The sequence below is a fragment of the Burkholderia pyrrocinia genome, assembly GCF_022809715.1.
Lineage (GTDB): Bacteria > Pseudomonadota > Gammaproteobacteria > Burkholderiales > Burkholderiaceae > Burkholderia > Burkholderia pyrrocinia_C.
The window spans coordinates 3464751-3485260 of sequence record NZ_CP094459.1; the positions used below are offsets into that span (position 1 = coordinate 3464751).

The window sequence follows — 20510 nt, forward strand, 5'->3', positions numbered from 1 at the left end:
CGGCTGCAGGCAGCGACCGCTCAGCCCCTGTCCGCGCGGCAATCCGCGCGGTGGCCCGCTGCTTGCTCATACAGCCGTGCAGACAAAAGCAACTGCACGGCCGAGCGGCTCGATGCAGGCGACAAACAATCAAGAAGTCGGGGAAATCATGTCGAAAATCATTTCGGCCGTCACACGGCTGCTGTCTCGCATCACAGCTCCTTTCACTGCTCCTGTCACGCATCCACTGATGCCGACGGCGCGACTTCGCACCGTCGAGATCCGATGCGCCGACACGGTCCGCACCGTCACCCGATGCCGCGACGCGTCGATTCGATAGGCGAACCCCGGGAAACCCCTGCCGCGCGCATACGCGCCGCGACGACGCCCCGCGGCGCCGAGGCCAGGGCTGCCGAGCCCCAGGCGCCGCGACGGTCCAGGCGTATGCGCGGATCAAGGCGACCAGTCCGACCCAGCTCGTGGTCGCGAACAAGGACACGAGCATCGGCAACCTGAGCGTGCCGAACGCCAACAACCCCGCCGGGACGACGCTCGCGGTCCAGACCAACGACCGGGCCGGGTACACGGTGCTGGTGCAGGTTGCCGCCGCCAGCCAGTCGCAGTTCAGCTCGATCGAGATCACTGGAATCGGCGGCAAGGTCGTGCTGCCGGCGACCGGCGGCAAGATCGCCGTGCCGTATACGGCGCTGAACACGACCTTCAGGGTGACCTATCGCTTCGTGTTCGCGCCGAAGGCGAAGGACGGGACCTTCGCATGGCCGATTACGTTTTCGGTGCAGCCCAACCCGTGACGTGCGACGCTCGCCGGGGCTCGCGGCCATGATCCGCGCGGCGGCTCACAGCACCGGGCCCGGCTCCTTTTCCTTGCGCAGGATCGCGTACAGGATGATCGCGCCGAAGGTCGCGGTGCCGATCCCGCCGAGCGCGAAGCCGCCGAACTTCAGCGAGAAGTCGCCCGCGCCGAGCACCAGCGTGACGGCCGCGACGATCAGGTTGCGGTTGTCGGAGAAGTCGACCTTGTTGACGACCCAGATCCGCGCGCCCGTCACCGCGATCAGCCCGAACACGACGATCGACACGCCGCCGAGCACCGGGCCCGGGATCGTCTGGATCACCGCGCCGAATTTCGGCGAGAAGCCCAGCCCGATCGCGATCAGCGCGGCGACCGCGAACACCAGCGTCGAATAGATCCGCGTGACGGCCATCACGCCGATGTTCTCCGCGTAGGTGGTCACGCCCGTGCCGCCGACGCTGCCCGACACGATCGTCGCGAGCCCGTCGCCGATGAACGCACGGCCGACGTAGCGGTCGAGGTTTTGCCCCGTCATCGCGCTGACGGCCTTGATGTGGCCGAGGTTCTCGGCGACGAGGATCACCGCGACCGGCGCGAGCATCAGCATCGCGTGCGGGTCGAACACCGGCGTACGGAACGCCGGCACGCCGAACCACGCCGCATGCCCGACGATCGCGAAGTCGATCGGCTTGCCGAGGCCCATCCCGTTGGTCGCGATCGCGTAGATCGCGTACGCGATTGCGAGCCCGACGAGGATCAGCAGGCGCTGCATCATCCCGCGCGCGAACACCGCGACGCCGCCGACGCACAGCACCGTGACGAGCGCCATCACCGAATCGAAGGTCGACGCCGACACGCCCTTGACCGCGATCGGCGCGAGGTTCAGCCCGATCACCGCGACGACCGCACCGGTCACGACGGGCGGCATCAGCGTCTCGATCCAGCGCGTGCCGATCGCCTGCACCAGCGCGCCGAGCGCGACGTACACGACGCCGCACGCGACGATCCCGCCGAGCGCGACCGGAATGTTCGGGTTCGGGCCGCTGCCGCCGTAGCCCGTCACCGCGATCACGAGGCCGATGAACGCGAAGCTCGAGCCGAGATAGCTCGGCACGCGCCCGCCGACCAGCACGAAGAACAGCAGCGTGCCGATGCCCGACATGAAGATGCACAGGTTCGGGTCGAAGCCCATCAGCAGCGGCGCGAGCACGGTCGAACCGAACATCGCGACGACGTGCTGCACGCCCATCGCGACCATCTGCGGCCACGCCAGGCGCTCGTCGGGGCCGACCACGCGCGAGGCCGCGCCGGTCGGTTGGACCCGCCAGCGCGGGAAGTAGGAATCGGACATGGGGAAAGCGCTCCTGTCGGTCTGTCGCCGGCTGCGGAGGGCGCGCCGGTCTGGAATCTGGCGCGAGTTTACGGAGCGGGAATAAGGCTGGCAAGCGCGGCAAGCGCGAACGGGCCGCCGGAAAGCTCGGGCGCGGCTCGCCGCATGCGCGAACCGGTGCGCGGCCGCGCGGCCCGGTGAAGCAGCCGCCCATGCGTTGCGCGAGGGTGGCGGCGGATGGCGCCGGCGGCGATGCAAGCGTGCGCTCGCATCGTCGCCGGCGCGCCGTGCATCACGGATTGATGTACTGGAACAGCGACAGGTTCTGAAGCTGCGCGTAAGCCTTCTGCGAGCCCGTCAGCGCGTTCTGCATCTGCAGGAACTGGCTGATCGTCGACACCATGTTGGTGCTCGTCAGGTCGGCCAGGTTGCTGGTGACCTGCAGCGTGTTGGTCTGGTTCACCGTCTGCATCGCCTTGATTTCCTGCTCGCGGCCGCCGACCGACGCCTGCACGGTGAGGACGTTCGTCATCATGTTGTTCAGCTTCGTCGTGCCGGTGGTCATCGCGTTCGCGAGCGCGGCCGCGACAGTCGTGTTGCTGCTGATCGGCACCTTCAGCGCGGCGATCATCGTGTCGAGCGCCGCGAACACGTCGGTGCCGGCCTGCGGCGCGGGCGTGACCGTGAACGTGTCGCCGGGCGCGGGCGTGCCCGACACCGGCACCGACAGGCCGCTGCCGAGCGCGATCCCCGCGCCGGCCGAATACGGCTGTGCGGCGGTCGTGGTCGGCGGCACGACGGAATTGTCGGTGACCGTATAGGTCGGCGCGGCCGCCGTGCCGGCGAACGCGATCGTGAACTGGTGCGTGTTGGTCGCGGCCGACGGGCTCGTGATCGACACCGCGCCGATCGTGCCCGTACCCGTGTTGCCCGCGCCGGCGAGCGGCACCGGCTGGCTGCCGAGCATCGGCACCGACAGGAACACGTTCGCGCCGTTGTCGCCCTGCGAGATCGCGCGCGTGTCGGCGATCTGCACCTGCCGCGTGCCCATGTCGCCGCTGTAGGTCACGCCGCCGCCCGACGCGTTCGAGAACGGCGCCGTGGTCGACTGGAAGCCCGAGAACAAGTAGTTGCCCGAGCCGTCCGTCGAGTTCGCGAGCGTCAGCAACTGGTCGCGATAGCCCTGCAGCTGCGTCGACAGCGCCGAGCGGTCGCTGTCTGACAGCGAGCCGTCGCCGGCCTGGATCACGACCGTATGAATGCTGTTCAGCAGGTTGTTGACGCTGATGAGCGTCTGGTCTTCCTTCTGCAGCGACGACAGCGCGGCGTTCTGGTTCGACGCGTACTGCGACAGCGTCGCCGACGTCATCGACAACTGCACGGCCTGCGCCGCGCCGAGCGGGTTGTCGGCCGGCGTCGCGAGGCTCACGCCGCTCGAGATCTGCTGGTACAGCTGCGACAGCTGCGCCTGCTGGTCGCTCATCTGAGCGACGTTCTGCTGGTAGAACTGGGTGGTGGAAATCCGCATCGCTTCGATCCTTAGGGTCTGTTCGCGTATGGAACGCGCATGCGTTGCCACGAGAAGGGCCGCTCGCGAGGCGCGCGACGCTGCGAATACTGGACGTATTCGCAAGGAGCGCAACGCAGCGAGCGGCCCTTCTCGTGGCAACCCCAAATTAAAAAATTCATGTCACGGAAATGCCCGAAATCGCCCGTATGGCGGCGTCGTTCGTCGCTTGTTTGGCGCGGCCAAACGGCGCTCCTCACTTCTTGCCCTACACGCGATTTCGGGCATTCGCATGTGCGTTCCATACGCGAACAGCCCCTAATCAGTTGAACAGGCCGAGCACGGTCTGGAACAGCGTCGACGCGGTCTGGATCACCTTCGCGTTCGCCTGGTAGAGCTGCTGGTACTGCATCAGGTTGGCCGCTTCCTCGTTCTGGTTCACGCCCGACACCGACTGCTGCGCCTGCGTGATCTGGCCGACCAGCGCGGTCTGCGCGGCGCTCGACGACTTCAGCTGGCTCGTCGTATTGCCGATGCTGTTCACGTAGTTCGCGTATGCGCCCGTCAGCGTGGTCGAGCCGTTGCCGAACGATTTCGAGTTGACGAGCTTCGACAGCGCGAGCGCGTTGCTGCCGTCGTTCGTGCCGCCCGTGTTCGGCGCGACCGTGAACGTGTCGCCCACCGCCGGCGTGCCCGACACCGTCACCGTGACGCCGGCCGTCAGCGTGATCGGCGTGCCGGACTGGTACGGCTGCGCGCCGGTGGTCGTCGGCGGCACGGCCGTGTTGTCCGTGACCGTATAGGTCGGCGCGGCCGACGTCCCACCCATCGTGATCGTGTACTTGTGCGCGTTGGCCGCGGCCGCCGCGCTCGTGACCGACAACCCGCCGATCGTCCCGGTGCCCGTGTTCGTCGTGGTGGCCGACGGCACGTACGGCGCCGCCGCCGCGATCGCCGAGCCGTTCGACGTCGCGAGGCCGAAGCCGTTCAGCGCGCCGCGCGTCGGCTGCACGGTGAACTTGTCGCCGGCGCTCATCGAGCCCGACGTGAACGAGAAGTTCAGCCCGCCGATCGACGCCGGCATCGACGCCGACGAGCCGACCACCGTGCCGCTCGCGCGGTCGGTCAGCGTGTAGTTCGTGCCGTCGTACGACAGCGTGTAGTCGCCCGTGGTCGGCTGCGATGCGTTCGCGAACGACACGGACAGCGCCGCGTTGCCGGTGTTGCCCTGGTTCGCGTAGATGATCGGCGAGCCGGTCGCGAACAGGTTGCCGCCGACATTGCCCGACAGGTCGATGCCGAGCGCATTCTGCGCGTTGACCTGCGCGGCGAAGCTGGTCGCGATCGCGCCGAGCTGCGCCTGCGCGGGGTCGAGCGTCTGGCTGCGGAACGCGAGCAGGCCGCCGAGCGTGCCGCCCGACAGCGACGCGTCGGACAGGAACTGGTTCGGCCCCTGCGGGGTCGCGCCGGCGATCCCCTGCGACACGACGGTCAGCTCGCTCGGATCGGACGGCGACGTGACGGTCGCGAGCTGGTAGCTCTTGTCCGCGACGACGAGCGGCGTGCCGCCCGCGAGAAACACGCTGTAGCCGTCGCTGTTGCGCACGACCTGCACGCCCGCGAGGTTCGACAGGTTCGACACCGCGAGGTCGCGCTGGTCCATCAGCTGGTTCGGCGGCTGGCCCTGGCTGCTCGCGGACGCGATCTGCTGGTTCAGCTGCGCGATCTGCGCGGTGTACGCGTTGATCTGCGTGACGGTGCTCGTGAGCTGCGTGTTCACGCTCTGGCGCAGCGCGTCGTACTGCTGGCCGGCCGCCGTGATCTGGTTCGCGAGCGTCTGCGCGTTGCTCATCGCGGTCTGCCGCACCGACGAGTCGGACGCGCTGTTCGCGACGTTCTGCAGCCCCGTGAAGTAACTCGTGATCGCGGTCGAGATGCCGGCCGTCGGGCTGCCGACGTAGTTGTTCAACTGCGTGACGAGCGAATACCACGTCGACAGCGCGCCGCCCTGCGTCTGCGCGCCGTTCAGCTGGTCGCTCAGGTACTGGCTGTACTGCCGCTGCACGGTGACGGTGTTCACGCCCTGAGGCATGTAGCCGCTGCTCGTGTACTGGCCGCTCGCCTCGGCATAGACGGGTCGTTCGACCGAATAGCCCGGCGTCGCGGCGTTGCTGATGTTCTGGCCGGTCGTCGTGAGGCCCCAGAGCGCGGCATTCAGGCCGCTGACGCCGAGGTTCATGAGTGAGTTGGACATGCGCGATCCTGATGAGCCGGCCGCGCTGCGGCCGCCGGGTTGCGTAACTCCCGGTATAACGGCCGCGGATCGAAAAAATTGAGGAAAAAATGCACGCGCGACGCGCGGGTGCGCAGCGCCGGTCGGAGCGTCAGGCCGGCGGGGCCGGCGGCGGTGCGCGGGCGGCCCGTGCGGGCCGGCGGCCGCGTGCGCGTCAGGCCCGCACGAGCGAGCGGCGCTTCATCTCGAGCTGCGTGATCAGCCGCTGCAGCGTGTTCTCGGCGCTGCCCGGCAGCGACATGTAGCGGAAGCCGAGCTGGTAGCGCCGCGACCCGTTCGGCATCTGCGTCGAGCGCTGCGACACGAGCTGCAGGTCGAGCGACAGCTTGCCGTGGCCGGTCAGCTCGAGCTCGACGTCGGGCAGCAGCGTGCCGACCTCGAGCGCCTCGACGCGTTCGTCCGCCGTGCGCAGCCCCACGCCGCCGAGCGACAGGTTGTGCACCTCGAACAGGAAGCTCTCGCCGTCCGGCAGCTTGCCGCGGCACAGGAACGGATCGACGATCGGCGCGTCGACCCGGAAATATTCACGGCGCTGGATGCACGTCAGGACTTCGGGGAAATCGGCGACGAACGCGGGCAGCCCCTCGTAGCGCGTCTCGCGCGGCGTGCCCGTGGTGAATTCGACGCGCACGCCCTCCGGCGACGCCGCGAACGTGCAGTGCGACGCGCCGAGGATGCCGGCGTTCTGCTCGGACAGCGCACCCCAGTCGAACGTGAACGTCCGCGCGCCGACGTCGACCTCGAGCAGGCGCGTGACGAGCTGGCCGCCCGGATACTGGACGGTCAGGAAATCGCCGCGGTTCACGAGGTTGCGCAGCTGCACGCCGATTTCCAGCGGATTGCGGCGGGCATAGTCGGGCCCGGAGTGGCCTGCGTCCAGGCTGGGGTCCGTCGACATTTCGATATTCATGGCTAGCCGGTCTTTCTTGTCATGGGCGCACGGACAACCGGTGCGCAATAAAACCGGGCCAGAACAAGGCCCGGTCGCAGGTCTCTCACACTTAGCGGCAGTGCTGACCGAAAGTTTAGATCGATTTCCCGTTTTTTTTCGCGCAAACGTTGAAACCGCGCGCGGCGGTATGCCGGGCGCGGTCCTGAGAGGGTAATCGACGGTGGGCCGGAGCCTGTTATCGGCGGGCGCAGGCCCTGGCCCGTCAGCCGATCTGCTGCATGATCGAGATCAGCTTCTTCGCGTAGTTCGGGTCGGTCGCGTAACCGGCCTTCTGCATCCCGTGCGCGAAGCCTTCGACGCTGCGGCTCGCGCTCAGCACGCCCGAGTAGCGCGGATTGTTCTTCAGCAGGTTCGCGTAATCGGTCATCGCGTGCTCGTACGAGTCGTACGCGCGGAATTTCGCGACCACGCGACGCGGCGTGCCGTTCACGTACTCGGTCGTCAGCGCCGACACGGTGCGGCCCGTCCAGCCCTTGTTCGCCTTGATGCCGAACACGTTGTAGCTGGTCGAGCCGTCGGCCGCGCGGATCTCGCGCTTGCCCCAGCCCGATTCGAGCGCGGCCTGGCCGACGATGAAGCGCGCCGGGATGCCGGTCGACGCACTGGCCGCCTGCGCGGGAGCCGCGAGCCGGTCGACGAACGCGTCGGCGTCCGGCGCGCCGCTCGCGCCCTTCAGCGGCGGCGTCAGCGCACTGCCGGCCGAGTAGCCGCGCGCGCCGGCGAGCCCGCCGTTGTTCCCGGCCGCGTTCGCGTACGCGCGCGCCATCGCGTTCATCGCGGCGAGGCTGCCTTCGTTGCCGGCCGTGCCGAGACCGCCCGCGCCCAAGCCGGCCGCGCCCATCCCGCCCGCGCCGACGCCGGCCGTGTCGCTGCCCGCGCCCTGCCCCGCATTGCGCAGCAGCTGCTTCATCAGCGCGTCGGCGACGCCGATCCCGCGCGTCGACATCTGCTGCGCGAGCTGCTGGTCGAGCATCGACGTGTACATCTTCGACGTATGCGAATCGAACAGCCCGCCGTCGGGCGACGCGTCGCGCATGCTCTTGAGCATCATCTGCGTGAACATCGCATCGAACTGGCCCGCGACGGCCTTCGCACCGGCCTGCGGCGACTGCTTCGCCTGCGCGCGCAGCGCGTCGAAACCCTGCACGTCGAGCGCGAAGCGCTGCGTGAGGTCGTTCGCGTTAGGAAGATTCGCTGCCATTTAGATGACCTCCAGGTCGGCGCGCAGCGCGCCGGCCGCCTTCATCGCCTGCAGGATCGACATCAGGTCCGCCGGCGTCGCGCCGAGCGTGTTCAGCGCCTTCACGACGTCCGCGAGGTTCGCGCCGGCCGTCACCATCTTCAGCGCGCCGTTGTCCTGCTTGAGCTGGATCTGCGACTGCTGCGCCACCACCGTCTGCCCGTTCGAGAACGGCCCCGGCTGCGACACGACCGGCTGCGTGTTGACGACGACCGACAGGTTGCCGTGCGCGACCGCGCAGCTCTGCAGCGTGACCATCTGGTTCATCACGATCGAGCCGGTGCGCGCGTTCAGGATCACCTTCGCCGCCGCCTTGTCCGGGCTCACGTCGAGGTTCTGCAGCCGCGCCATGAACGCGACCTGCTGCGCCGAGTCGGCCGGCGCCGCGAGCTGGATCGTGCGGCCGTCGAGCGCCGTCGCGGTGCCCGGGCCGAAGCTCGAATTGACCGCGGACACGATCCGCTGCGCGGTGCCGTAGTCCATGTCGTTCAGCTGCAATTGCAGCACGCCGTTCATCTGCGCGATCGCGTTCGGCACCGAACGCTCGACGATCGCGCCGCCGACGATCCGGCCGGCCGCGAGCTGGTTCACCTGCACGCGGCTGCCGTTCGCGCTGGCGCCCGCGCCGCCGACGGCCATGTTGCCCTGCGCGAGTGCGTACACCTGCCCGTCCGCGCCCTTCAGCGGCGTGAGCAGCAGCGTGCCGCCGCGCAGGCTTTTCGCGTTGCCGAGCGACGACACGGTCACGTCGAGCGCCTCGCCGGGCCGCGCGAACGGCGGCAGCGTGGCGGTCACCATCACGGCCGCGACGTTCTTCAGCTGCATGTTGTTCAGCGACGACGAACCGCCGTTGGCCGAGCCGTTGTTGATCGAGATGCCGAGGTTCGCGAGCATGTTCGCGAGCGTCTGCGTCGTGAACGGCGTCTGCATGGTCTGGTCGCCGGTGCCGTCGAGGCCGACGACGAGGCCATAGCCGATCAGCGGGTTGTCGCGCACGCCCTGGATCTGCGCGAGATCCTTCAGGCGTTCCGCGTGCGCGGGCACCGCGCCGAACACGCAGGCCGCGGCCGCGAACGCGACGGCGAGCCGCGCGAACGCTCGTGCGCGGGACGACAGGCGGTTGAACAGGGGCTTGTGCATCGTCATCACCACGGCGCGATGTTGAGGAAGAAGCGCTGCAGCCAGCCCATCGTCTCGGCTTCGTTGATGTAGCCCTTCGCCGAGTATTCGATCCGCGCGTCGGCGACCTGCGTCGAGTAGACCGAGTTCGCGCCCGAGATCGTGTTCGGGTTGACGATGCCCGAGAAGCGCACGAATTCGTTGCCCTGGTTGATCAGCATCTGCTTCTCGCCGCTGACGACGAGGTTGCCGTTCGGCAGCACGTTGGTGACGGTCACCGTGATCGTGCCGTTGAACGTGTTCGCCGCGCTCGCGCCGCCGGTCGCCGCGAACTTGTTGTTGCCGGCCGCCGACAGGTTCGCCTTCGCGAACAGCCCGCCGAGGAAGCCGGCCGTCGGCACGTCGAAGCCGGTGTTGCCCTGCCGGTTCGTGTTCGCGCCCGACGATTTCGTCGCGTTGATGTTTTCCGCGATCACGATCGTCAGGATGTCGCCGGTGTTGCGCGGCCGCTGATCCTCGAAAAGCGGCCGCCCCGCGTAGCCGGGGTTGTAGATCGAGCCGGGCGCCTGCATCGACATCGGCGCTGGCGGCTGCGCCGTCATCGGCTGCTGGATGATCGGATCGCGCGGGATCTGCGCGCAACCGGCGAGCGCCGCCACCGCGACCGCGCACGCGGCGCGGACGGTGGCTGACGAGGGGAGGCGAACCTGCTTCATGGCGACGACGGGGTGTTCCGGTTAGCTCTTCATCTGCGTGACGGTCTGCAGCATCTGGTCGGACGTGGTCACGGCCTTGCTGTTGATCTCGTAGGCACGCTGCGTCTGGATCATGTTGACGAGCTCCTGCACGACGTTCACGTTCGACGCTTCGACATAACCCTGGTTGAGCACGCCCGCGCCGTTCAGCCCCGGCTGCGACACGTTGGGCGCGCCCGACGACGTCGTCTCGGAGAACAGGTTCTCGCCGCGCGCCTCGAGGCCGGTCGGGTTGATGAAGGTCGCGATCTGCAGCGAGCCGATCTGCACCGCGTTGCCCGAGCCCGGCTGCGTGACCGACACGACGCCGTCCTTGCCGATCGTCAGCGACTGCGCGTTCTGCGGCACGGTGATCGCCGGCAGGATCTGGTAGCCGCTCGACGTGACGAGCTGGCCCTGCGCGTTGGTCTGGAACGAGCCGTCGCGCGTGTACGCATTGGTGCCGTCCGGCATCAGCACCTGGAAGAAGCCCGCGCCGTTGATCGCGACGTCCTTCGAGTTGCCGGTCTGCGTGAGGCCGCCCTGCGTGTACAGGCGCTCGGTCGCGACCTGCTGCACGCCGGTGCCGAGCTGCAGGCCCGACGGCAGCTCGGTCTGCTGCGTCGAGTTCGCGCCGGGCTGACGGATCGTCTGGTAAAGCAGATCCTCGAACACCGCGCGCGACGCCTTGAAGCCGTTCGTGCTGGTGTTCGCGAGGTTGTTCGAAATCACGTCCATCTGCGCCTGCTGCGCATTCATGCCGGTGGCGGCGATGTAGAGCGAACGGTTCACTTGTCGATTCTCCTGCGTGGGCTGGCATAGGGTCTGTTTACATATGGAACGCGCATGCGTTGCCACGAGAACGGCCGCTCGCGAGGCGCGCGACGCTGCGAATACTGGACGTATTCGCAAGGAGCGCAACGCGGCGAGCGGCCGTTCTCGTGGCAACCCCAAATTAAAAAATTCATGTCACGGGAATGCCCGAAATCGCCCGTATGGCGGCGTCGCTCGTCGCTTGTTTGGCGCGGCCAAACGGCGCTCCTCACTTCTTGCCCTACGAGCGATTTCGGGCATTCGCATGTGCGTTCCATATGTAAACAGACCCTAGGCTCAGCTGAAGTTGAGCAGCTGGTTTGCCGTCTGCTCGTTCTGGTCGGCCGTCTGGATCAGCTTCGACTGAAGCTGGAACGCGCGCGCGTTGTCGATCATCGCGACCATCGCGGACACCGGGTTGACGTTACTGCCTTCGATCGAATTCGGCGTGACGACCACGTTCGTGTCGGCATCGGCCGGATTGCCGTCGGCGGTGCGGAACAGCCCGTCGTTGCCGCGCGTGAGCGTGGCCGGATCGGGATTGACGAGCTTCATCTGGTCGACGATCGCGACCGCCGTCGGCGGGTCGCCCGGCATCAGCGCGGACACGGTGCCGTCCTTGCCGATCGTCACTTCCGCGTTCGGCGGCACCGAGATCGGGCCGCCGTTGCCGATCACCGGCAGGTTGCTCGCGTTGACGAGCTGGCCGTTCTGGTCGACGTGCAGGTTGCCGGCGCGCGTGTACGCCTCGCTGCCGTCAGCCGTCTGCACCGACAGCCAGCCGGCGCCCTGCACGGCGACGTCGAGCGGATTGCCGGTGCGCGTGATCGGACCCGGTGCGTAATCCGCGCCGGGCGTCGACGCGAGCACGTAGGTGCGTGTCGTCGTCGGGTCGATGTTGCTGCCGTCGCCGAAATTCATCGGCACCGCGCGATACGTCGCGAGCTGCGCGCGAAAGCCCGTCGTCGATGCGTTCGCGAGGTTGTTCGCGACGATCGCCTGCTGGTCGAGCGACTGCGACGCGCCCGTCATCGCCGTGTAGATCAGTCGGTCCATGGCTGCCGGTTATCCGCGCTTACAGGTTGATGAGCGTCTGGTCGACGGTCTGCTGCGTCTTGATCGTCTGCGCGTTCGCCTGGTAGTTGCGCTGCGCGGTGATCAGGTTGACGAGCTGCGACGTGAGGTCGACGTTCGAGTTCTCGAGCGCGCTGCCCTGCAGCGTGCCGTGGTTCGTGCTGCCCGGCGCCGAGATCTGCGGCACGCCCGATGCGGAGGACTCCGCATACTGGTTGCCGCCGAGGTTGACCAGCCCGTTCGGGTTGTTGAAGTTCGCGAGCGCGATCAGGCCGAGCACGGCGGTCTGGCCGTTCGAGTAGTTGCCGGTCAGCTTGCCGTCGGCGCCGATCGAGTAGGTCGTCAGCGTGCCGCTCGCGTAGCCGTCCTGCGCAAGGTTGTTCACGCCGTCCTTGCCGCCGTACTGCGTCGTGCCGGTCAGGTCGAGCGTGAGGCTCTGCGGCGTCACCGAGCCGTCGGTGTTCGGCACCGTGAACTGGAACTGGCCGAGCGACGCGGTCGGCCCGCCCGCGGCCGGCAGCGTCGTGCTCTGGATCGCGCCCGACGAATTGAACGTGACCGTGCCGAGATCGGTCGTGGCGCCGCCCTGGACGCCCGCGTACGCTTCCCACGTGCCGGCCGCCGACTTCACGAAGTACATGTTGACCGCCTGCGAACCGCCGAGCGAGTCGTACACCTGGATCGACGTCGAGTAGTTGTAGGTCGTGGTGTCGGTCGCGTTGAACGGCGTCTTGGCCGGCACCGTGTCCTGCGAGTTCAGGTTGAACTGGCCGGTGATCTTGGTCGTCGCGGTCGGCGCGATGTTGGACGTCGGCGCCTGCAGCGGCACGGTCTGCGCGGTGTTGATCACGCCGCCCGAGCCGGCCGCGTAACCCATCAGGTTGCGGCCCTGCGAGTCGACGATGAAGCCGTTCTTGTCGCGCTGGAACGTACCGTCGCGCGAGTACGTCGTCACGCCGTTGTTCGACATCTGGAAGAAGCCGTTGCCGTTGATCGCGACGTCGAGCGACGAGTTCGTCGTATTGATCGTGCCCTGGCCGAACTGCTGCTGCACCGACGCGAGCGTCGTGCCGATGCCGATCTGCGTGTTGACCGACGTCGCGACCGAGTTCGCGTACATGTCGGCGAACTGCGCGGTGCTCGACTTGAAGCCGACCGTGTTCGCGTTCGCGATGTTGTTGCCGATCACGTCGAGCGCGTTCGATGCGCCGGCGAGGCCGCTCAGACCCTGTTGATAACCCATTTCGGTCTCCGTTTCGGGAAAGCTGAATCAGTTGGACGTAGTGCCGCCGGACGACGACGTGTTCGGGAAAATCGACGCGACCTGGGTGAGCCCCACCGTCGTGCCGTTCGACAGCACGAGCCCCGCCGTGCCGTCTGCCTGCTTGATCACGCTCTGCACCTGTGCGGCCGCGAGCGTCGTGGCCGCCTGCGGCGTGCCGGCGCTGTTGGTATACGACGCGCTGATCGTGTACTTGCCGTCCGGCAGCGCATTGCCCGCCGCGTCGGTCGGCGTCCAGTTGAACGGCACGGTGCCGGCCGACTGCGCGCCCGCGTTGATCGTGTTCACGACGGCGCCCGCCGAGTTCTTCACGGTGATCGTCAGGTTCGACACCGAGCTCGCCAGCGACACGCCGAACGGCGACGCCGCGCCGCTCTTCACCGCGACGGCGTTGCCCGGCGCGAGCACGTTCGAGCCGATCAGCAGCGCGGCCTGCGTCTGCTGGCCGGCCGTGAGCTGCGTCGACAGCGACGTGAGCGACGTGTTCAGCTGCGCGATGCCGCTCACCGTGTTGATCTGCGCGAGCTGCGACGTCATCTGCGAGCTGTCGACCGGGCTCGTCGGATCCTGGTTCTGCAGCTGCGTGACGAGCAGCTTCAGGAACGTCGCCTGCAGGTCGCTCGCCGACGTGCCGTTGGTCGACGACACTTTGCTGGTGTTCATCGTGTCGGTCGGCAGGGTCGACACGTTCGTGCCGTTGCCGCCGATCGTCGTGCTGGAGGAAGTCATCCTGGGTGGCCTTCTATCGGAACTGTCGGGTCTGTAAGGTCGGTCGGCGCGCGGCTCACGAGCCGATCGTCAGCGTCTTGAGCATCAGCGTCTTCGCGGTGTTCAGCGTCTCGACGTTGGCCTGGTACGAGCGCGACGCCGAGATCATGTTCACCATCTCCTGCACCGGGTCGACGTTCGGCATCTGCACGTAGCCGTTCGCGTCGGCGGCCGGGTTCGCCGGGTCGTAGGTCGACTTCATCGGCGACGGGTCGTCCATCACCTTCGTCACGCGCACGCCGCCCACGCCCTGGCCGGACGCGGTGCGCGCGCCGCCCATCGGGTCGGTCGCGAACACGACCTGCTTGGCCTTGTACGGCTTGCCGTCGGGGCCGGTGGCGCTGTCGGCGTTCGCGAGGTTCGACGCGGTGACGTTCAGGCGCTGCGATTGCGCGGACAGCGCCGAACCGGCGACGCCGAAGATGTTCATCAACGAAGGCATGGAGGCTCCTTGTGCTTGTGCGCGGGTTCGGAAGCGGCGCGCTTACGAGTTCGTCGAGATCGCGGCGATCATGGCCTTGATCTGCTGGGTCATCACGGTCATCCCGGTTTCGTAGTGCAGCGCGTTGTTCGCGAACTGCACGCGTTCGACGTCGAGATCGACCGTGTTGCCGTCGAGCGACGGCTGCAGCGGCATCCGGTACTGCGCGCGGCCGTAGTCGTCGGCCGGGCCGCCCGTCGGGATCAGCTTCGCCGTGCCGGCCATGTGACCCGCCGCCGTCGACACCATCGACATGCCGCTCGTCACGCCGGCCGGCTGCGTCATCGGCAGTTGCGCGGCGTTGCTCGGCGCGAGGCCGCCGTTGGTCTGCTTCAGCGAGCGCGCGAGCGTCGACGCGAAATCGACGTCGCGGGCCTGGTAGCCGGGCGTGTCGGCGTTCGCGATGTTCGACGACAGCAGTTCCTGCCGATAGGCGCGCACGTCGAGCGCCTGTCGGCCGAACGCGAATTCCGCATCGAGTTTGTCCAGCATGTGTGCGTCTCTCCGTATGAAGCGCTGCACGCCCCTCGCGCCGGATGGCGACCCGAGAGGCTTTTTTCCATGACAGCGATGGTAGGCGCCGCACGCAACCGGCAATCGGGCGAATAACGCGGCAAAGCCCCCCTCTATTCATCGTTTGCGCGGCGGCCCCGCTCCCTAGAATGCAAATCGGATCAACGGATCGAGGACACGGCTATGACCGGCAGCGCACTTCGCGGCACGAACGGGCGGCTCACGCACGTCCGGCGTGCGTTTGCGCTCGCCGCGGCGCTGTGGATCGCCGCCCCGGCCGTGTATGCGGACGACGGGATGATCGTGATTCCCGGACGCGGCGAGACGGCCGAAACCGCGCTCGCGCACGCCAATGCGGCGAGCGGCGGGCAGTTCGGCGGGAATGCGGGGACGGGTTCGGGCGCAGGCATGGTGCCGGACGCGGGGCGCGCGGCGGCAGCTGCTGTCGGTGTGGGTGGTGCTGTCGGCGCTGTCGGCGCTGTCGGCGCTGTCGGCGCTGTCGGCGCGGGTGGTACTGCCGGCGCGGCCGGTGCTGCCACCGCCGGCTACGCGGCGCAGCCGGCCGGCACGATGGTCGTGACGAACGTTCCGCCGCCGGCCCCTGCACCGGCCCCCACGCCGATCCCCGTCTACGCAGCCGCTCGCGCGAACGCCGCCTACGGCGCGCCGCGCGCCGCCGATCCCAACGCCATCGCGACGGTCGTCGCCGGTACGGCCGAGCCTGCATCGAATCCCGCGCGGCCGGCGCCGCGGGCAATCGCCGCGCCCGTGGCGGCGGCCCGCGCCGCGTCAGCCGCGTCGGCGCCGCGTGCGCCGATGGCTTCCGCCAACCCGGCCCAGGCGGCCCAAGCGGCCCCTGCGGCCCAGCCCGCGACGCCGCCCGGCCAGCAGGACCCCGACTCGATCCGGCGCGCGGCCCTCGCGTTCCTGCAGCAGCAGATCGCGGGCCTGCCCGGCAAGACCACCGCGACAGTCACGACCGCATTTCCGCGCGGTCTCGCCGCGTGCACGACGCTCGAGCCGTTCCTGCCGACCGGCGCACGCCTGTGGGGCCGCACGACGGTCGGCGTGCGCTGCGCGGGCGAACGGCCGTGGACCGTCTACCTGCAGGCGAAGGTCGCCGTGCAGGCCACCTATTACGTCGCCGCGCGCCAGATCGCGCCCGGCGAGCCGCTGGGGGCGGCCGACCTGGTCGCCCGCGACGGCGACCTGACGGTGCTGCCGCTCGCGGTGATCACCGATCCGGCGCAGGCGGTCGGCTCGACCGCGCTCGCGCGCATCTCGGCCGGGCTGCCGCTGCGGCAGGACATGCTGAAGAGCGCGGCGTCGGTGTCGGCCGGCCAGACGGTGAGGGTCGTCGCGGCCGGCCCCGGTTTCACGATTTCGGCCGAGGGCAGCGTGCTCGCGAATGCGGCGCCCGGCCAGTCGGTGCGGGTGCGGATGGCGGCGGGCCAGATCGTCACGGCAATCGTCAAGGACGCCGGCACCGTGGAAATTCCGCTGTAGGGACGGATCCCGCCGCAAGATTGCAAAGAATTGTTTATTCGGAGAATTTCGGGCTCACGATGCTAAAGTTCGGGCCGACCCGGCCGTTATCTGGGTCAAACCGTACAGGAAACCCATCGTGAAGATCGATTCCACTCCGAAACCGAGCCCCCTCGCGCCGTCCGGCAGCGGCGCGGCCCGTGCACAATCCGGCGCGGCCCAGTCGTCCGCGCAGGCGGCCGACGCAGGATCGACCGGCGGCGACGCGACCGTGAACCTGTCGGGTCTGTCCGGCCAGTTGCGCTCGGCATCCGCGTCCGGCAACGCCGATATCGACACGGGCCTGGTCCAGTCGATCAAGGAAGCGCTGAACAACGGCACGCTGACGATCGACGCGAACAAGATTGCCGACGGCGTATTGAACACCGCCCGCGAACTGCTGCAACAGCAGCGCCCGCAGGGCAGCTGAGCCGGCCGCCTCGCGGCCGGTCCCCCGGTTTGCCGGCGCGCCGCACCCCGCGCTCCGGCGCGACGAGCATGACGCGATGAGAGAAGAGCTGCTGGCCACGGTCAACGACGAACACGCGACGGTCGAGGCGTTCGCGTCCCTGCTCGCCTACGAGGAAAAAGCGCTGACGACGGCGGAGCCGCTCGAGATGCTGCCCGGGATCGTCGAGAAGAAGAGCGAGCTGATCGACCGGCTCGCGCAGCTCGAACGCACGCGCGACACGCAGCTGTCCGCGCTCGGCTTTGCATCGGGCAAGAAAGGGATGGACCAGGCCGCCGAGCGCGATGCTCGCCTCGCCGGCCGCTGGCAGTTGCTGCAGCAGGCCGCCGAACGCGCGCGCCGGGCCAACGCGAACAACGGGATGCTGATCCGGATCCGGATGGACTACAACGAGCGCGCGCTCGCGGTGCTGCGCTCGGCGCCCGCACCGGCCGGCGTCTACGGCCCCGACGGGCGCGTGTCGGCGCTGACGCGCTGACGTCGCGCCGCGCGGCCGCCCGACGGCCGCGCGCCTGCCTTGCCTTTCCTTACAACAGCGGACACGCGGTGACCTGCGTGCCGCGCTCCACGCACAGCCGCTCGTAGTCGCACAGGTACGCGCGCTCGTCGTCGTCCAGCAGGTCGAGATCGATCAGGTCCCAGTCGTAGCCGACCGTCACGATGTTCTCGAACGTCACCGTATCCGGCTGCGCTTCGTCCGGCCGGATGATCACGATGTTCTCGATCCGCACGCCGCCCTTGCCCGGCACGTAGATGCCCGGCTCGAGCGAAATCACCGCATTCGGCACCAGCCCGTATTTCGCGCCCGGCGCGAAACGCACGCCGCCTTCGTGCACGTGGATCCCGACGCCGTGCCCGGTGCCGTGGCCGTAATCGTGGCCGTGATCGCGGCACACCTGCCGCACGAGCGCATCGACGTCGCCGCCCGTCGCCGAGGCCGGGAAGCGCGTGACGAGCCCCTTGATGCAGGCCTTCAGCGCGACCGTGTAGATCTCGCGCTGCCACGGCTGCGCGACCGTATCCGCGCGCGTGCGGCGCAGCACGACGCGCGTGCAGTCCGTCGCGAAGCCGGCTTCGTAGTACGCACCGCTGTCGAGCAGCACGAGTTCGCCTTCCGTCAGCTCGACGTCGGCGCTCGCCGCCGTGTAGTGCGCGAACGCGCTGTTCGCGCCGTTCGCCGCGATCGACGGAAACGTCAGTGCGACCGCCGAGCGCGCGCCGTACGCGTCGTTGATCGTGCGCGCCAGGTCGTATTCGGTGTGGCGTGCGCCCGGCTCGCCGGTCTTCGCCCAGCGCATCGTCTCGGCGATCGCCGCGGAGCTGCGCGCGAACGCGTCGCGGAACCGGTCGAGCACCGCCGGCGTCTTAGCGGCCCGCATCGCCTCGACCGGATTGAAGTCGGCATGCCGCGCGTGCGGCCACACGCGGCTCACCGCATCGACGAGCGCGCAGTTCACCGATTCGAAGCCGTAGCACACGTGATCGACCGCGAACTGCGCGAGAAAGCGCTCGAGCGCCGCGACGTCGCGCCGGATCACGTGCAGCGCCGGATACGACTCGAGCGCGACTTCGCAGCGGTCGCAGCCTTCCGGCAGGAACAGCGCGACCTCCCCGCCGACCGCGAACAGGAAGCCGAGATGCGACGACGCATTCGGGATGTGATAGCCGCGGCTGTTCAGCAAATACGCGAGATCGTCCGACGCGCAGGTGAAGAACGCGGCCTTGCCGTCGGCCGCGCCGGTATGCGCGGCGAGCTTGCGGTTCAGCGTGTCGAGGTTCTGCGCGACGCTCAGGCCCGTCATCGATTCCGGCAGCTCGAAGATCGGCCGCTCGACGACCCAGCCCGGCAGCGCGATCGCGCGGTCGATCTCGCGATCGGCGAGGCTCGTCCAGTCGAGCACCGCGGCCTGCGTCTGCTCGAGCAACCGGTCGCGCTGCGCGACGCTGATCCGCAGCCCGTCGTAGCCGACCCGCGCGAGCCGGCTCGCATGCGCGACCAGCCAGTCGGCCATCGCCTGCCAGATCGTCAGGTTCATCCCGAGCTTCTCGATGCGCACGCGCGCCGGATCGCACTGCTGCTCGGCCTGCAGGTGATAACGGCCGTCGACGAACAGCACGAACGGCGGCACGCCGAGCGCCCGCGCGGTCTCCGCGCTCAGGAAGATCCCGCAGCCGGCCGAGCCGTCGAAGCCCGACAGCGCGTAGCGCGGGTTATTGCTGCGCGGCAGGTACTCGGTGACGTATTCGTCCTGCGACGTGACCACCACCGCGTCGAGCCGCGCGGCGTCGAGCAGGCGCGACAGGCCGGCCTGCGTGTCGGCGACGGACGCGTCGTAGGGGGGAAGGCCGGAGAAGCTGTATTTCAGTCGATCGATCATCGGATGCCCACGTTATCCATGGTTGTCGGCGGCCGGCGGCGTGACGCGGCGGGGCGCATGCCTGAAGCAGGCTTGTCGCGGCACGGCGCCGATGGTCGGGCGACGCGCGGCACTGCACGCCGCCGGGCCGCTGTGCAGTGCCAGCGGCAGGTCCGCGGAAATTTTTGTCTCACTTAACTTTGTTTGATGCGCGCGACAGAATCTAGAGCACGCTGAAATTGAGGTCAAGCCAAAATTTTCGTAGGACTAAAATCGGCGACACGGTTCCGCACGCAGGCGCAGCGTGGCCTCGCCCGGCGACACCGCGCGGTACAATGCGCCGGCATCGTCGTCCCGACGGCCGTGCTTCGTGCGATGCGCGGAAAGCAACGTCCCGGCGACTGCACCGCCCCTCCGCTCGCCTCCCGACTCGTTGCCACGAAAGAGATTCATGGATTCAGACATCATGCGTATCGGCCAGCGCATTCGCCGCCTGCGCCGGGAAGCGAAGAAGACGCTGCTGGAAGTCGCGACCGAAGCGAAGCTGTCGGTCGGGTTCCTGTCGCAGGTCGAGCGCCATCTCACGGGCATCTCGCTGTCGTCGCTCGTCAATGTCGCGAAGGCGCTGGGCGTGCCGCTCGGCGCGCTGATCGACCAGCCGCGCCAGGCGCAGCCCGATTCGCACGAAGGCAGCCGCAAGCCGTACGCGGTCGACAGCGCGTCGCAGTGGTACGAACGGCTGTCCACCACGTTCGACGGCAGCCAGATCAACGCGGTCAAGGTGCAGATGATGGAAGGCTACCGCTCGGAATGGGTGTCGCACGGCGGCGACGAATTCGTCTACGTGCTGACCGGCCGCATCTGCTATACGGTAGGCAAGAAGGATTACCCGCTGGCGCCCGGCGACTCGCTGCACTTCGACGCGCGCAAGCGGCATCGCGTCGCCAACGTGGGCGACGGGCCCGCCGAACTGATCGTGGTCGGCACGCTGCCGCTGTTCGACGACAGTTGCGCCGAATTCGTGTCCGCGACGATGGAAATCAGGCAGCCCGAGCCCGGCGTGCGCATTGCGCCGGGCGAGCCGCGCGCGAGCCGCCGCGAACCGGCGCCGAAACGCGGCCGCGACGCCGATCCGGCACGGCCGGCCGGCGCGGCGGAAAAGAAGGCTGCGGCCAAGCCGCGCGCATCGGTCGGCAAACGTCCGGCGACCGCAACCCCGGCGCGCAAGGCAGCCGCGCGCAAGAAGCCGTAACGGCTGGCG

At 68.5% G+C, this 20510-nt stretch carries 19 protein-coding genes; 5 read left to right on the forward strand and 14 right to left on the reverse strand.

Features of this window, described 5'->3' with window-relative positions:
• The first annotated feature begins 458 nt into the window (after window positions 1-458).
• A complete protein-coding gene (locus MRS60_RS16045) occupies window positions 459-791 on the forward strand; it encodes a hypothetical protein (protein ID WP_243564986.1) in 333 nt (110 codons plus the stop codon).
• Window positions 792-836: 45 nt separating this feature from the next.
• Here the strand turns inward: MRS60_RS16045 and MRS60_RS16050 are convergent, their stop codons facing one another.
• The 13 genes from MRS60_RS16050 to flgB all read right to left on the reverse strand — a co-directional run bounded on the left by MRS60_RS16050 (window position 837) and on the right by flgB (window position 14878).
• Window positions 837-2144 carry a solute carrier family 23 protein gene (locus MRS60_RS16050; protein WP_034179259.1) on the reverse strand — a complete coding sequence of 436 codons (1308 nt, stop codon included), beginning with the start codon at window positions 2142-2144 and terminating at the stop codon, window positions 837-839.
• Between the two features lie 271 nt (window positions 2145-2415).
• Window positions 2416-3651, reverse strand: a complete 1236-nt coding sequence (gene flgL / locus MRS60_RS16055) for a flagellar hook-associated protein FlgL (RefSeq protein ID WP_034179260.1) — start codon at window positions 3649-3651, stop codon at window positions 2416-2418.
• Between the two features lie 301 nt (window positions 3652-3952).
• Window positions 3953-5884, reverse strand: a complete 1932-nt coding sequence (gene flgK, locus MRS60_RS16060) for a flagellar hook-associated protein FlgK (protein WP_034179261.1) — start codon at window positions 5882-5884, stop codon at window positions 3953-3955.
• Between the two features lie 193 nt (window positions 5885-6077).
• Complete coding sequence (locus MRS60_RS16065) at window positions 6078-6833, reverse strand: flagellar brake protein (protein ID WP_034179262.1); 756 nt, start codon at window positions 6831-6833, stop codon at window positions 6078-6080.
• Window positions 6834-7077: 244 nt separating this feature from the next.
• Window positions 7078-8076, reverse strand: a complete 999-nt coding sequence (gene flgJ / locus MRS60_RS16070) for a flagellar assembly peptidoglycan hydrolase FlgJ (RefSeq protein WP_034179263.1) — start codon at window positions 8074-8076, stop codon at window positions 7078-7080.
• Window positions 8077-9255, reverse strand: a complete 1179-nt coding sequence (locus MRS60_RS16075; RefSeq protein WP_175749015.1) for a flagellar basal body P-ring protein FlgI — start codon at window positions 9253-9255, stop codon at window positions 8077-8079.
• A gap of 5 nt (window positions 9256-9260) precedes the next feature.
• The gene (gene flgH / locus MRS60_RS16080) at window positions 9261-9950 is read right to left on the reverse strand and encodes a flagellar basal body L-ring protein FlgH (RefSeq protein ID WP_034179264.1); all 690 of its coding nucleotides are present in this window, start codon (window positions 9948-9950) and stop codon (window positions 9261-9263) included.
• 21 nt (window positions 9951-9971) lie between these two features.
• On the reverse strand, window positions 9972-10760 hold the full coding sequence (flgG, locus tag MRS60_RS16085) for a flagellar basal-body rod protein FlgG (protein ID WP_034179265.1): 789 nt from the start codon (window positions 10758-10760) through the stop codon (window positions 9972-9974).
• A 318-nt stretch (window positions 10761-11078) separates the two neighbouring features.
• Window positions 11079-11837: a flagellar basal-body rod protein FlgF gene (gene flgF / locus MRS60_RS16090; RefSeq protein ID WP_034179266.1), complete on the reverse strand. Its 759-nt coding sequence runs from the start codon at window positions 11835-11837 to the stop codon at window positions 11079-11081.
• 19 nt (window positions 11838-11856) lie between these two features.
• Window positions 11857-13098, reverse strand: a complete 1242-nt coding sequence (gene flgE / locus MRS60_RS16095) for a flagellar hook protein FlgE (RefSeq protein ID WP_034179267.1) — start codon at window positions 13096-13098, stop codon at window positions 11857-11859.
• Window positions 13099-13125: 27 nt separating this feature from the next.
• The gene (flgD, locus tag MRS60_RS16100; RefSeq protein ID WP_243564987.1) at window positions 13126-13866 is read right to left on the reverse strand and encodes a flagellar hook assembly protein FlgD; all 741 of its coding nucleotides are present in this window, start codon (window positions 13864-13866) and stop codon (window positions 13126-13128) included.
• A 55-nt stretch (window positions 13867-13921) separates the two neighbouring features.
• Window positions 13922-14347, reverse strand: a complete 426-nt coding sequence (gene flgC, locus MRS60_RS16105) for a flagellar basal body rod protein FlgC (RefSeq protein WP_006485701.1) — start codon at window positions 14345-14347, stop codon at window positions 13922-13924.
• 42 nt (window positions 14348-14389) lie between these two features.
• Window positions 14390-14878, reverse strand: a complete 489-nt coding sequence (gene flgB, locus MRS60_RS16110) for a flagellar basal body rod protein FlgB (protein ID WP_034179269.1) — start codon at window positions 14876-14878, stop codon at window positions 14390-14392.
• A gap of 204 nt (window positions 14879-15082) precedes the next feature.
• Between flgB and flgA the strand changes: the two genes are divergently transcribed.
• From flgA to MRS60_RS16125, 3 genes are all read left to right on the forward strand, one after another.
• Window positions 15083-16405, forward strand: coding sequence for a flagellar basal body P-ring formation chaperone FlgA (flgA, locus tag MRS60_RS16115; RefSeq protein ID WP_243564988.1), 1323 nt, complete (start codon window positions 15083-15085; stop codon window positions 16403-16405).
• A gap of 118 nt (window positions 16406-16523) precedes the next feature.
• Window positions 16524-16853, forward strand: a complete 330-nt coding sequence (gene flgM, locus MRS60_RS16120; RefSeq protein WP_243564989.1) for a flagellar biosynthesis anti-sigma factor FlgM — start codon at window positions 16524-16526, stop codon at window positions 16851-16853.
• A 76-nt stretch (window positions 16854-16929) separates the two neighbouring features.
• Complete coding sequence (locus tag MRS60_RS16125) at window positions 16930-17370, forward strand: flagella synthesis protein FlgN (RefSeq protein ID WP_034179272.1); 441 nt, start codon at window positions 16930-16932, stop codon at window positions 17368-17370.
• A 49-nt stretch (window positions 17371-17419) separates the two neighbouring features.
• Here the strand turns inward: MRS60_RS16125 and MRS60_RS16130 are convergent, their stop codons facing one another.
• Window positions 17420-19270, reverse strand: a complete 1851-nt coding sequence (locus MRS60_RS16130) for a M24 family metallopeptidase (RefSeq protein ID WP_243564990.1) — start codon at window positions 19268-19270, stop codon at window positions 17420-17422.
• Window positions 19271-19700: 430 nt separating this feature from the next.
• Here MRS60_RS16130 and MRS60_RS16135 point away from each other — a divergent pair, with 430 nt between their 5' ends.
• On the forward strand, window positions 19701-20501 hold the full coding sequence (locus MRS60_RS16135; protein ID WP_243564991.1) for a helix-turn-helix domain-containing protein: 801 nt from the start codon (window positions 19701-19703) through the stop codon (window positions 20499-20501).
• Window positions 20502-20510 lie beyond the last annotated feature (9 nt).

Bases quoted from the DNA above. Each gene is read 5' to 3' on its own strand.
- MRS60_RS16050 (WP_034179259.1), bottom strand. From the start codon at position 2,144: ATGTCCGATTCCTACTTCCCGCGCTGGCGGGTCCAACCGACCGGCGCG.
- flgL (WP_034179260.1), bottom strand. From the start codon at position 3,651: ATGCGGATTTCCACCACCCAGTTCTACCAGCAGAACGTCGCTCAGATG.
- flgK (WP_034179261.1), bottom strand. From the start codon at position 5,884: ATGTCCAACTCACTCATGAACCTCGGCGTCAGCGGCCTGAATGCCGCG.
- MRS60_RS16065 (WP_034179262.1), bottom strand. From the start codon at position 6,833: ATGAATATCGAAATGTCGACGGACCCCAGCCTGGACGCAGGCCACTCC.
- flgJ (WP_034179263.1), bottom strand. From the start codon at position 8,076: ATGGCAGCGAATCTTCCTAACGCGAACGACCTCACGCAGCGCTTCGCG.
- MRS60_RS16075 (WP_175749015.1), bottom strand. From the start codon at position 9,255: ATGCACAAGCCCCTGTTCAACCGCCTGTCGTCCCGCGCACGAGCGTTC.
- flgH (WP_034179264.1), bottom strand. From the start codon at position 9,950: ATGAAGCAGGTTCGCCTCCCCTCGTCAGCCACCGTCCGCGCCGCGTGC.
- flgF (WP_034179266.1), bottom strand. From the start codon at position 11,837: ATGGACCGACTGATCTACACGGCGATGACGGGCGCGTCGCAGTCGCTC.
- flgE (WP_034179267.1), bottom strand. From the start codon at position 13,098: ATGGGTTATCAACAGGGTCTGAGCGGCCTCGCCGGCGCATCGAACGCG.
- flgD (WP_243564987.1), bottom strand. From the start codon at position 13,866: ATGACTTCCTCCAGCACGACGATCGGCGGCAACGGCACGAACGTGTCG.
- flgC (WP_006485701.1), bottom strand. From the start codon at position 14,347: ATGCCTTCGTTGATGAACATCTTCGGCGTCGCCGGTTCGGCGCTGTCC.
- flgB (WP_034179269.1), bottom strand. From the start codon at position 14,878: ATGCTGGACAAACTCGATGCGGAATTCGCGTTCGGCCGACAGGCGCTC.
- flgA (WP_243564988.1), top strand. From the start codon at position 15,083: ATGACCGGCAGCGCACTTCGCGGCACGAACGGGCGGCTCACGCACGTC.
- MRS60_RS16125 (WP_034179272.1), top strand. From the start codon at position 16,930: ATGAGAGAAGAGCTGCTGGCCACGGTCAACGACGAACACGCGACGGTC.
- MRS60_RS16130 (WP_243564990.1), bottom strand. From the start codon at position 19,270: ATGATCGATCGACTGAAATACAGCTTCTCCGGCCTTCCCCCCTACGAC.
- MRS60_RS16135 (WP_243564991.1), top strand. From the start codon at position 19,701: ATGGATTCAGACATCATGCGTATCGGCCAGCGCATTCGCCGCCTGCGC.